General features: G+C 65.8%; 10 protein-coding genes and 1 pseudogene. 4 read left to right on the top strand and 7 right to left on the bottom strand.

Annotated elements, in window-relative coordinates; all coding sequences use genetic code 11:
* Window positions 1-81: 81 nt before the first annotated feature.
* From AC1VNY_RS41350 to AC1VNY_RS41340, 3 genes are all read right to left on the bottom strand, one after another.
* Window positions 82-774, bottom strand: coding sequence for an OmpA family protein (locus tag AC1VNY_RS41350; protein ID WP_482409496.1), 693 nt, complete (start codon window positions 772-774; stop codon window positions 82-84).
* Window positions 771-1,184 carry a hypothetical protein gene (locus tag AC1VNY_RS41345; RefSeq protein ID WP_028342155.1) on the bottom strand — a complete coding sequence of 138 codons (414 nt, stop codon included), beginning with the start codon at window positions 1,182-1,184 and terminating at the stop codon, window positions 771-773. The genes AC1VNY_RS41350 and AC1VNY_RS41345 overlap by 4 nt, the downstream gene beginning before the upstream one ends.
* A gap of 76 nt (window positions 1,185-1,260) precedes the next feature.
* Window positions 1,261-3,876, bottom strand: coding sequence for an ATP-dependent helicase (locus AC1VNY_RS41340; protein WP_482409495.1), 2,616 nt, complete (start codon window positions 3,874-3,876; stop codon window positions 1,261-1,263).
* A gap of 290 nt (window positions 3,877-4,166) precedes the next feature.
* On the opposite strand from AC1VNY_RS41340, the gene AC1VNY_RS41335 reads away from it, so the two are divergent.
* Complete coding sequence (locus AC1VNY_RS41335; RefSeq protein WP_016846258.1) at window positions 4,167-4,340, top strand: DUF1328 domain-containing protein; 174 nt, start codon at window positions 4,167-4,169, stop codon at window positions 4,338-4,340.
* 42 nt (window positions 4,341-4,382) lie between these two features.
* Here AC1VNY_RS41335 and AC1VNY_RS41330 read toward each other — a convergent pair whose 3' ends face one another.
* On the bottom strand, window positions 4,383-4,871 hold the full coding sequence (locus AC1VNY_RS41330; protein ID WP_411781301.1) for a thioesterase family protein: 489 nt from the start codon (window positions 4,869-4,871) through the stop codon (window positions 4,383-4,385).
* 160 nt (window positions 4,872-5,031) lie between these two features.
* On the opposite strand from AC1VNY_RS41330, the gene AC1VNY_RS41325 reads away from it, so the two are divergent.
* From AC1VNY_RS41325 to AC1VNY_RS41315, 3 genes are all read left to right on the top strand, one after another.
* A complete protein-coding gene (locus AC1VNY_RS41325) occupies window positions 5,032-6,456 on the top strand; it encodes an FAD-binding oxidoreductase (protein ID WP_482409494.1) in 1,425 nt (474 codons plus the stop codon).
* 126 nt (window positions 6,457-6,582) lie between these two features.
* Window positions 6,583-7,962 carry a Spy/CpxP family protein refolding chaperone gene (locus AC1VNY_RS41320; RefSeq protein ID WP_028342151.1) on the top strand — a complete coding sequence of 460 codons (1,380 nt, stop codon included), beginning with the start codon at window positions 6,583-6,585 and terminating at the stop codon, window positions 7,960-7,962.
* Between the two features lie 239 nt (window positions 7,963-8,201).
* Window positions 8,202-8,594: a hypothetical protein gene (locus tag AC1VNY_RS41315; protein WP_028342150.1), complete on the top strand. Its 393-nt coding sequence runs from the start codon at window positions 8,202-8,204 to the stop codon at window positions 8,592-8,594.
* A 325-nt stretch (window positions 8,595-8,919) separates the two neighbouring features.
* On the opposite strand, the gene AC1VNY_RS41310 is transcribed toward AC1VNY_RS41315, so the two are convergent.
* From AC1VNY_RS41310 to AC1VNY_RS41300, 3 genes and pseudogenes are all read right to left on the bottom strand, one after another.
* On the bottom strand, window positions 8,920-10,608 hold the full coding sequence (locus AC1VNY_RS41310) for a SulP family inorganic anion transporter (RefSeq protein ID WP_482409493.1): 1,689 nt from the start codon (window positions 10,606-10,608) through the stop codon (window positions 8,920-8,922).
* Window positions 10,609-10,699: 91 nt separating this feature from the next.
* On the bottom strand, window positions 10,700-11,431 hold the full coding sequence (locus AC1VNY_RS41305) for a cytochrome c biogenesis CcdA family protein (protein ID WP_461192031.1): 732 nt from the start codon (window positions 11,429-11,431) through the stop codon (window positions 10,700-10,702).
* 428 nt (window positions 11,432-11,859) lie between these two features.
* Window positions 11,860-12,065, bottom strand: a pseudogene (locus AC1VNY_RS41300) (IS110 family transposase); the annotation flags it as partial.

The following is a 12,065-nucleotide window of genomic DNA, read 5'->3' as shown; positions in this document are numbered from 1 at the left end:
GCGCAGATAGGGACGTATGATCCGTTCTGCAATCACCCGCCGGGGCAGAAATTTATTCCGCGGCGTGGCGGAAATGCTGCTTCAGTGCTTCTTCGCCGATTTCGCCGGCTTCTTGGCGGCGGCCGCCGGGGCAGGGTGCGCGGGCGGCGCGCTGTCGGCGAGCTTGCCGACCAGCATGATCTGCACCTGGTTGTTGACCGGCGCGTTGGGCTTGGCGGGATCGAGCAACTGCTCTTCGCCGAGCCCGACCGATTGCAGGCGCTTTGGTGTGATCTTGAAGGTGTTGACCAGGATGTCGCGGATCGCGTCGGCGCGCCGCTGGCTCAGCAGCACGTTGTTCTCGCGCCGTCCGGTCGATTCGATGTGGCCGACGATCAGGAAGGTGTAGGGCAGCAGCGAGGAGTGCGTCAGCGCATCGGCGATCCGCCCGACCGTCTGATACGATTCCGGCAGCACGATCGGCGTGTCGACGTCGAATGCGATGTCGACGTTGGACGTCGGCAGCTTGGTCAAATCGGGAGCGATCGGCGGCCGCTTCGAGGGCGGTGGCTCGTTCTTCGATCGCGACTTCGATCGTTCGGCCGCCTGCTGGCGCAGCGCGGGGACATCGATCTCGGCGTCTGTCTCGTAATGATTGAGCTTGGCGATGACGTCGTCGCGCGTGATGGCGGTCTGCGCACGCGCCGGCGCAATCGGCATCGCCAGCAAAGCCAGCGTGCCCAGCAGGGCGAAAAGGCCAGGATCGCGCAAGCCTCGCCTCGACAGCCGCATCATTGATACCCCGCGTCATTGATCGCCTGGGTGCAGTTGCGGCTGAGGCCCTTGGCGCTGACGAGACAGGGCACCGACTTGCTGGTCTCCTTGGTCGAGCCGCCGCAGACCTTGACGATCTCGCGGGTGCAGGCATTCGCAACGGTGACGCGCGCCACGATCCGCTTCTGGATCGCATCGAGGGTGGAGAAGTAGCTCTCCTTGCACTGCGGCGATATCACGTCGCGGTTGCGCGACAGGCATTCCTTGAGGCGGTTGGAGTCGAGATTGACGCCGCGGCAGTTGGCGGTGATGTCGGCGCCGCAGGCCTTGGCCAGTTGCGCTGCAGAATCGCCAAAGCTCATCGTCTCCGCGACCGCCAGCGACGGCGCGGTGAGCGCGATGACAAAAAGGAAAAACCTGCCCCGGACCATGGGGCCATCTCAACCCATGAAATCAACTGGGGTCAAGGGCTACCAACAGAGAAGACCGCCAAAGAAGGTCGCTATGTCACACCCGCTCCACAAAGCTGTCGACCACCTTCTTCTCGCCGGCCTTTTCGAAGGCGATGGTCAGCTTGTTGCCGTCGATCTTCACCACATGGCCGTAGCCGAATTTCTGGTGAAACACCCGGTCATCCAGCGAAAAATCCGACGTCGTGCCGGTGGACTTCGCCACCAGCTCGCCCTCGATCACGACAGGGCCGCGCTTGCTGCGATTGAAGTTTTCGGAGGAAAAGGACGATTGCCGCTCCTCGAAGCCGCTGCCGCCGCGGCCCCCGCCGCCGCGGTTGCGGTTGGCCTGGGCGCGCTGCCAGCCCGGGGTCGAATAGCTCGAGCCGAATGATTCGAGGTTGTCGAAGCGCGAGGCGCCATAGCCGCCGCTGCCGCCCCAGCCCGATCCGCCCTTGGATTCGGTGATCTCGACATTGTGCGCCGGCAGCTCGTCGAGGAAGCGCGAGGGGATCGTGGTCGACCAGGTGCCATGGATGCGGCGGTTGGTGGCGAAGTAGATCTTGGCGCGGCGGCGCGCCCGGGTCAGCCCGACATGGGCGAGGCGGCGCTCCTCCTCGAGCCCGGCGCGGCCCTGTTCGTCCAGCGTGCGCTGGCTCGGAAACAGGCCTTCCTCCCAGCCCGGCAGGAACACGTTGTCGAATTCCAGCCCCTTCGCCGAATGCAGCGTCATCAGCGACACCGCCTCGTCGCCGGCCTCGCCGTCGCGGTCCATCACCAGCGAGATATGTTCGAGAAACCCTTGCAGGTTCTCGAATTCCTCCATCGAACGCACCAGCTCCTTGAGGTTCTCCAGCCGGCCGGCGGCATCAGCCGAGCGGTCCTTCTGCCACATCTCGGTGTAGCCGCTCTCGTCGAGCACGATCTCGGCGAGCTCGGTATGCGAGGTGACCTCGCGCTGGGCACGCCAGCGGTCGAACTGCATGACGAGATCGCGCAAGGAGCCGCGCGCCTTCGGCTTCAGCTCGTCGGTCTCGACCACGGCGCGCGCCGCCTCGAACAACGGAATGCGGCGCTTGCGGGCATGGTCGTGCAGCAGCTGCACGGTGGCGTCGCCGAGCCCCCGCTTGGGCACGTTGACGATGCGCTCGAAGGCGAGATCGTCGGCCGGCGAATTGATGGTGCGCAAATAGGCCAGCGCATCGCGGATTTCGGCGCGCTCGTAAAATCTGGGGCCGCCGATCACGCGGTAGGGCAGGCCGAGCGTGACGAAGCGGTCTTCGAACTCGCGCATCTGGAACGAGGCGCGCACCAGGATGGCGACGTCGTTGAGGTTTTCACCCGCGCGCTGCAGCTCCTCGAGCTCCTCGCCGATCGCGCGCGCTTCCACCTCCGAATCCCAGGAGCCGGTGACGGTGACCTTCTCGCCGTCGACATCCTCGGTGCGCAGCGTCTTGCCGAGCCGGCCTTCATTATGCGCGATCAGATGCGAGGCCGCGGCCAGGATATGGCCGGTGGAGCGGTAATTGCGCTCGAGACGGATGACCTTGGCGCCGGGGAAATCGTGCTCGAAGCGCAGGATGTTGTCGACCTCGGCGCCGCGCCAGCCATAGATCGACTGGTCATCGTCGCCGACGCAGCAGATGTTCTTGAGAGCGGTCTGCTCCCTCTCCCCGTCCTTCACGGGGTCGAGACGAGCGGAGCTCGCTCTTAGAGGGTCGGGGTGAGGGGCTCTATCCTCGAGCTCAGCCCGCGGAGAGTCCCCCTCACCCGGCGCGCCTTGCGCGCCGGCCTCTCCCCGCAAGCGGGGCGAGGTAAGCTCGCCCGGGATCACCGCCGAGAGCGGCTGGCCCGGCCGCGACGGCGCCTGCGACAGCAGGCGCAGCCACAGATACTGCGCGACGTTGGTGTCCTGATATTCGTCGACCAGGATGAACTTGAAGCGGCTCTGGTACTGCCGCAGCACATCGGGATTTTCGCGGAACAGGCGGATGTTCTCGAGCAGCAGGTCGCCGAAATCGGCCGCGTTGAGGATCTTCAACCGCTCCTGATAGGTCGCGTAGATCTTGCCGCCCTTGCCGTTGCCGAACGAGGCGGCTTCGCCCGCCGGCACCTGCGACGGCGACAGGCCGCGATTCTTCCAGCCGTCGATCAGGCCGGCCAGCATCCGCGCCGGCCAGCGCTTGTCGTCGATGTTCTCGGCCTGCAGCAATTGCTTCAACAGCCGCACCTGGTCGTCGACGTCGAGCACCGTGAAGTTGGATTTCAGCTGCACCAGCTCGGCATGGATGCGCAGGATGCGGCCGCCGATCGAGTGGAAGGTGCCGAGCCACGGCATGCCCTCGACCGCCTGGCCGAGCATCTGCCCGAGCCGCAGCTTCATCTCGCGCGCCGCCTTGTTGGTGAAGGTCACCGACAGGATCTCGTGCGGCCGCGCGCGGCCCTGGCTCAGGATATGCGCGATGCGCGTCGTCAGCACGCGCGTCTTGCCGGTGCCGGCGCCGGCAAGCACCAGCACGGGGCCGTCGAGCGTCTCGACCGCCTCGCGCTGCTCCGGATTGAGGCCGTTCAGATATTGCGGACCGGCCGCCGCCCGCGCACGCGCGGCGATGCCGCCAGCCGCCGGCTGGTGCTCGGGAACGCCGTGATGGGGCAATTTGCTCGGCTCGGTCATTGGCGAATCGTCTCGGCCCCACGTTGGCACCGCGGGACGGTGAAGGGGAGCCTTCTTAACAGGGATTGAAGGCCATATAGGGCCTGATCGGCCGTTTTGACAGGTTTTATCGCGGCTGACGGGAACGCTTTTGGCAGCAGCCCACACTCAATCGCGGTTCCGGAAATCGGCGAAAATTTCGCGGTTTCATGCTCAGGAACCAGCGTTTTCCCGCCGGATTGTTTCAACAGGTGCGGCGCCGGACAGAAGTCCGCGCCAAGCAACAGGGAAAACGAAGCGGAGTTTTGATCATGCTGAGCTGGGTCGTCACGTTCCTGGTCATCGCCCTGATCGCGGGCATTTTGGGCTTTGGCGGCATCGCCGGCGCCTCCGTCGAAATCGCCAAGGCGATCTTCTTCATCGCCGTCATCCTGTTTCTGGTGTCGGCGGTGGTTGGATTGGTGCGCGGCCGCACAAGGGTCTAGCGAGGCCGCGAACCGGCGGCCGCTTCGCTTGAAAACGGCAAGTTATTTCGCCGAGGGCATCGCCACGTTGCGGCCGATGCCCTCGGGACGTGGTACGCCCGCATAGCTGTCGACGATCGCGCGAGCGCGGGCGCGGATATCGGGCGGAAACGGCGCCACCTTGCGCGCCTCCATGTCGATGTGCAGCGTGAGGTTTTCCGAGGTCGCGGAGAGCCAGCCTTCGGTGGCATGGCGCAGCTCCTCGAACGTGTGCAGCCGCTTCTCGTCGGCGCCGAGCAGGTGGACGTGGACTTGCACGGGATCGCCGAGATGAATTTCCCTGAGATAGCGGACGTGGCACTCGGCGGTGAAGGTCGAGCAGTGCCGCGCCTTCATGTAGGCCGGCCCGATGCCGAGCTGCAGCCACATCTCGTCGATGGCGCGGTCGAACATCACGTTGTAGTAGGCCATGTTGAGATGGCCGTTGTAGTCGATCCATTGCGGCTCGATCTGCATCACCGAGGATCTGAACGGGGCCGGCGGAAGCGGCATCTCGCTCGTGGCAGTCACTGAAGTCATGATCCATCCCCGGTTTGCTGGCGTTCGAGCATGAGCTTTTCTGTGACTCCGGCGTCCACTTTTTCAAGTCAGGCTCTCTTGACCCCTTATACAAGCTTTGCCACGGTCGGCTAAAGGTGGGAGGAAATTTGACGTGGCGACAACGATTTCGAGCACTGTGACGCGCCCTGAGCCGCAGGCCCTGAAGCGCGCGATCGACGCGCTGGCGGCGCGGTTCGGCAACCGGCTCGTCACGTCGCAGGCGGTGCGCGAACAGCACGCCCATACCACTACATGGCTGCCGACCCAGCCGCCGGATGCGGTCGTGATGGCGCAGGAAACCGCCGACATCCAGGACGTGGTGCGAATCTGCGCCGCCAATCGTGTGCCGGTCATCGCCTTCGGCACCGGAACCTCGCTCGAGGGGCAGGTCAACGCGCCCGCGGGCGGCATCTGCATCGATCTGCGCGACATGAACAAGGTGCTCGAGGTGCATGCCGAGGACCTCGACTGCGTGATCCAGCCCGGCGTGACGCGGAAGGCGCTCAACGAGCATCTGCGCGACCAGGGCCTGTTCTTTCCGATCGATCCCGGCGCCGATGCCTCGCTCGGCGGCATGACCTCGACCCGCGCCTCCGGCACTAATGCGGTGCGCTACGGCACCATGCGCGAGAACGTGCTGGCGCTGAAGGTGGTGCGCGGCGACGGCGAGATCATCACGACAGGCACGCGCGCCAAGAAGTCGTCGGCCGGTTACGACCTGACGCATCTGTTCGTCGGCGCCGAAGGCACGCTCGGCATCATCTCCGAACTGACCATCCGCCTGCGCGGCATTCCCGACACGATCGCGGCGGCGGCCTGTTCGTTCGAAACGGTGCGCGGCGCCTGCCAGGCCACGATCCTCGCGATCCAGACCGGCATTCCGGTCGCCCGGATCGAGCTGCTCAATGCCGCGCAGGTGAAAGCCTGCAACAGCTATTCAAAGCTGTCGCTGCCGGAGACGCCGCTGCTGTTGCTCGAATTCCACGGCAGCGAGGTCGAGGTCGCCGAACAGTCGAAGAATTTCCGCGACATCGCCGCCGAATGCGGCGGCGGCGACTTCACCTGGACCACCAAGCCTGAAGACCGCACCAAGCTGTGGCAGGCCCGGCACGACGCCTACTGGTCCGTCAAGGCGCTGCGCCCCGGCGACAGCATCGGCGTGGTCGCGACCGATGTCTGCGTGCCGATCTCGCGGCTTGCCGACTGCGTCACCGAGACCGAGGAGGATCTGACGCGGCTTAATCTGCTGTCGCCGATCGTCGGTCATGTCGGCGACGGCAATTTTCACTGCTCGCTGCTCTGCGACGTCGACAACAAGGACGAGATGGCGCGCGGCGAGGAGTTCATGCACCGCCTGGTCGAGCGCGCCCAGGCCATGGGCGGCACCTGCACCGGCGAGCACGGCATCGGGCAGGGCAAGCAGAAGTATTTGCAGGCCGAGCTTGGCCCCGAGGCGCTCGACGCGATGCGGGCGCTGAAGCATGCGCTCGACCCGCAAAACATCTTCAATCCCGGAAAGATCGTCCCGGCCGCCTGAGGCGTTGTCACGCCGCGCAGGGTCCGCCAACGTCCGCGCGGCGCGCGTCGTGCGTGGAACTTTTCCGCCCGCCCGGCGTCTCTCTTGTGTTGCCGCGATGTGTGCGGTGCGCGGAAGGAGAACGCCGTGATCGGACGGGCAATCGGAATTGCGATCGTGGTCCTTGCGATGGCGCTGTCGGGCGATGCGATCGCCCGAGGCGGCGGCGGGCACGGTGGCGGCCATGGCGGAGGACATGGTGGCGGCCATGGGCATGGTGGTGGCCACGGGCACGGCGGTGGCCATGGACGTGGCGGGCATGGCTTCGGCCACATGCATTTTGGCGGCGGCCATCATGGCGGGTTCGGCCGCTCGCGCGCGATCTCGCGATCAGGCTTCGCCGGCCACGGCGCCTTCGCATCGCGCGGGGGCGGCAATTTCGGCCGGATGCGCAATGCCGCGATCGCACCAGGCCATATGCGCAATACGTTCAACTCGCTGTCGCGCAGCGGCGCATTGCGCAACGGCCGGCTGTTGAGCAACCCGGCGGCGCGCGCGCAGATCGCCGCGGCCGCGGCGCTCGCCGGCTGGCACGGCGGGGCGGTGGCGAACGGATGGTGGCAGCATCCCGGCGGCGGCTATGGCTGGGTCGGCCCGCTGTTCTGGCCGTTCGCGTACAATGACATCTACGACTACGCGATCTGGGGCGACGACATCGGATTCTGGGGCTACGGCTATCCGGACATCTATGCCGGCATCTTCGGGCCTTATGGGTATGACGATCTCCGGGGCTATCTGCCGGAGCGCCGGACGGGCCGCCGTTACCGCGGCGGCGGGCGCATCGAGCAGATGTGCGGCAGTGACAGCCGTTCGGTCGCCGGCCTGCCGGTGGATCAGATCGCGGATACGGTGCAGCCGACCGAAGCGCAATCGGCGGCGCTCGGCGAACTCGGCAGCGCGTCGCTCGCGGCTGCCCAGGTCATTCGCGCGGCATGTCCTGCGCAGGTGGTGTTGACGGCGCCGAACCGCCTCGCCGCCATGCAGCAGCGGATCGAAGCGATGGTCACTGCGGTCGGAATCGTGAAGCCTCCGCTCGAAAAATTCTACGGCCTGCTCGATGACGAGCAGAAAGCGCGGCTCAACGCGCTCGCCGAAAACCAGCGCAAGGAAGCCGCGGCCCGCGATCCGAGCGCGACGGTCGCCCAGAGCTGCGGCGCCGCACAGCCTGCGATGCAGGAATGGCCGACCGGCGAGATCGAGGCGCGGCTGCAGCTGAGCGACACCCAGCGCGGTGCGCTTCAGGTGCTGCAGGACGCCAGCGCCGACGCCGCGCGGAAGCTGAAGGCCGCGTGCCAGACCAACGAGGCGATGACCCCGCCCGCGCGTCTTGCCTTCGTTGCCAAGCGGCTCGACGTCATGCTGCAGGCGGTCAAGGATGTCCGCGCCGCGCTTGAGAATTTCTATGCCACGCTCAGCGATGAGCAAAAGGCGCAGTTCGAGGCGATCGGGCCGAAACGATCTGCGTAGAGTGTTGTCGGTTCGCGTGAAAACGCGGCAAGCGAGAGTCCCGCAGCCTCGGCTCTGACGCAATCAGAACCGAAATGGGCTTTATTCCATGAATTCGACATCGATTCGCGCGGGGATCGGCGGCCGGTGTGGCCGCCGGGCCATAGTGTGCGCCTCTTGCTCGGCACGGAGTGGACTCCGCGGTTCACAGGTTGCGCCAAGGCCAGCTATGCTTGCCGTGCTTTTTTCAAGGTGCGGCGATGTGGTGGTTCAACAAGGCGGGGCGCAAGGATATCTGGGACGATCCCGTCGAGCGTCCGCTCGGCGACATCGAGGCTGCGCAGCGGATCCGTGCGATCTGCCGCGATGCCGCCGGCTGTGCCGAGGCGGTCGGCTCGCCCGACAAACGTTCACCGAACAAACAGCAGATCGAGCGTGATCGCTACGAGCGTGCCGCCAAGGTCGCGATGGAGACCGCGATGAAGATCTCCGACGAGCTGGTGCGGGATTCCGCGGTGCGCGAGATCGTCGGTCTCTGCATGAAGGCCAATAACATCAAGACGGGGCGGGCGCTGTTTCGTGCCATCCACGCCGGCTCGATCAAGGCGGAAGTCCTGAGGGAGCATCCGACGCTCGAGGGCGAGCAGGCCTGAGGTCGTCGGGGCGAGGCGATCCGGTAGCCCGGATGGAGCGCAAGCGAAATCCGGGACGGTTCACCAACGCGCGAGAAATCCCGGATTGCGCTTCGCTTCATCCGGGCTACGCAGCTGAGTCGCCCTAAATTTTGTAGCTCCGTCATTGCGAAGAGCGATAGCGACGAAGCAATCCGTGCTTCCGCATATGCCACACGATGGATTGCTTCGCTTTGCTCGCAATGACGGAGGATAGTACGTAGCCCGCATGAGCGAAGCGATATGCGGGAACGGTTTCCCGGGTATCGCTTCGCTCACCCGGGCTACGGATTGATCCCATCAATCTCTACGTCTGCCCGCCGAGCGTGCGGACTGCTTCGTCGACGCTGCGGAAGACGTGGTCGCGCGGCAACACCTCGTAGAGACCGAAACGCTCGAATGCGTCCTGCGCGCGCTCGGATTCGAGCCGCGCCACCGCCACCGTCACGCCGTCGTCGCGGCATTCGCGGAACAGGTCGCGCAGCGCCTGCGCCGCCGTGAAATCGATCTCGATCATGCCGCTGGCCTCGATCACCAGCAGCCGCGGCTTGGGTGTCGCCCCGCTGATGGTCTTGAGCACGCCGCTGTGGAAGCCTTCCGCGTTGAGGAACGACAGCGGGGCCTGCAGGCCGACGACGGCAATGCCGGGCGTGCGCTCGCCTGTGACGTGCGGGCCCGTCGGCCACCAGATCGTGGTGCCGGGCACATGGACGAATTCGGCAAGCTGGCCGCGCGTCGTGGTCCAGATGCCGTGCAGCAGCGATAAAGCGATGCCGACGGCGACGCCTTGCTCGATCGGCAGCACGATGATCGCAGCCGCGGTCGCCACCACCAGCAGGAATTCATAGAACGACTGGCGGAAGATCGCGACGATCTGCTTCACGCGGATGATGCGCAGCGCCACGAACAGCAGTACGCCGCCGAGCGCCGCATCGGGCACATGCTGCAGCAGCGTCGCGCCGAACGCGAGCAGCGCAAGTACGATGGCCGCGGCAAACAGCCCCGAAAGCTGCGTACGTCCGCCGGTCTCCGACACGATGCCGGTCCGCGGCGGGCTGGCGTTAACGGGAAAGGCGCCGAACAGCCCGGACAGCAGGCTGCCGGCACCGGCGCCGAGGAAGTCGCGATCGACGTCGGCCGGCTTGTCCGGATCGGACAGGAACGAGCGCGTCGTCGCGGCAGTCTGCACCATGACGACAACCGCGATCAGGATCGCCAGCGACAACAGTTTGACCCATCGCTCCGGTGCAATGTCCGGAAACGATGGCGTCGGCAGCGTTCCGGGCACAGAGCCGACCACCTTGACGCCCTTGCTTTCGAGATGGCCGGCGATCACGGCGACGGTGGCTACGACAAGGCCGATCAGCGCGCCGGGAATGCGTGCGCTGATCTTCTCCGATCCGGCGACCAGCGCCAGCACGCCGAGGCCGATCGCCAGCGTGTAGAGATTGGTTTGACCGATCTTTTCAGTGAGCACCCCGACCTTGTAGAGCGTCGGCCCGTCCGGGGTGGTCAGGCCGAGCACGCCGGGCAATTGCGAGACCAGGATGTGGACGGAGATGCCGGCAAGGAAGCCCACCGTCACCGGCGTCGACAGCAAATTGGCGATCCAGCCGAGCTTGAACAGGCTGCCGGCGATCATGATCGCGCCGACCATCAGCGCCAGCGCCATCGCGAGCGTCTGATAGTCCGGCGAGCCGGCGGTCGCCATCAGCGCGAGGCCGCCAGCGAAGATCGGCGTGATCGTGGAGTCGGCGCCGCAGGACAGGAAGCGGTTGGCGCCGAACATCGCAAAGCCGATCGAGCCGGCCATGAAGGCGAAGAAGCCGATCTGCGGCGAGAAGCCGCCGAGCCGCGCGGTCGCCATCTGCTCGGGGATCGCGATCGCGGCGAGCGTCAGGCCGGCGATCAGGTCACCCGGCAGGTCGCTTGGCCGAAAGGCCCTGAGCGAACTGAAGATCGGCCAGCTGGCGCGCGTCTGACTATCCTGGCCCATCGGTGTCCCATGAGGCTTGCGGCGATTCCGCAATAGTCCGACATCGCGCGGCCAAAAGCCAGCGGACGGCAGTCTGCGCCGGCGCGAAGGCCTAGCCGATATTTTGCAGCGCCGGGAAGGTTTCCAGCAGCCAGACGCTGACGCTCGACACTGCGCCGGTCAGGAAGCCGATGCCGGTGACCACCATCAGCGCGCCCATCACCCGCTCGACGGTGTCGAGATGGCGCTTCATCCGCGCAAACAGCGAGGAGAACTGCTTGACCATGAAGGCTGCGAGCAGGAACGGGATGCCGAGCCCGGCGGAATAGACCGCGAGCAGGCCGGCGCCTTTTGTCACCGTGGCCTCCGCGGCCGCGATCGAGAGGATCGCCGCCAGGATCGGCCCGATGCACGGCGTCCAGCCGAAGGCGAAGGCCAGGCCCATGACATAGGCGCCCCACAGCCCGACCGGCTTGGGCGCGGTCAGCCGTCCCTCGCGCATCAGCAGGCCGATCCGGGTCACGCCGAGGAAGTGCAGGCCCATGATGATGATGACGATGCCGGCCAGGATCGAGAGCTCGGCCGACCAGGCGCGCACCAGCCCGCCGACGAAGGACGCGCTGGCGCCGAGCGCGACGAACACGGTGGAGAAGCCCAGCACGAACATCAGCGCCGCTGTCATCACCGCGCGCTTGGAGGCCGCGGTGGCGCCGTCCTGGTTGACCTGCTCGATGGTCGCGCCGGTCAAATAAATCAGATAGGGCGGCACCAGCGGCAGCACGCAGGGCGACAGGAAGCTGACCAGACCGGCGATCAGGGCCGCCGGGATCGAGACGTCGTGCATCAATGAAACCTTCGCAGATAGCGCTCCTGTCTTGGCGTCTACGCGGCCAACAATCCAGAAGTTTCGTCGTCGCAGCCTTCAACTATGGTCACAGGGTCGTGTGCAGGACCCGGCCGCAAGGACGGGTGCGTCGTTGCGGCTGATTTGTTCCGTCATTCCCCCGGAGCGCAATTTGCGCATCTGAGGGCGCGCGGAGCGCGAGCCCCGCTCGAGCAATTCTGTCGCGAGAATGCGAATCTGCGTCCCACCCACACGGTCATCGGCCGGCTCGACCGGGCGATCCAGTACGCCGCGCCCCCTTGGCTCAAGCACAGGCGTCTCTGGAATACTCGATCACCCGCATGCGCGGCTGATAACACCGAACAAGCTGTTTGACAGCTTGAAACGAGAACCATCCTCACCGTCGTCCCGGCGAAAGCCGGCAACTGTTATGTTGGTTTGGTCTGCAGGTACGGCTTTCGGTCCCGCATCATGGCATTGAGGACCGTCAGCAGCTTCCTGGCGACGGCGATGAGGGCGAGTTTGGCTGGTTTTCCGGCCTGTCGCAGTCGTGCATAGAAGGCCTTGAACGGATCAGCTCTGCGAACTGCGTTGAGGGCCGCCATATAAAGGGCGTCACGAACGCGCTTTCGGC

The sequence above is a fragment of the Bradyrhizobium ferriligni genome (assembly GCF_056837965.1).
This window is presented reverse-complemented; position numbering and strand designations above follow the sequence as displayed.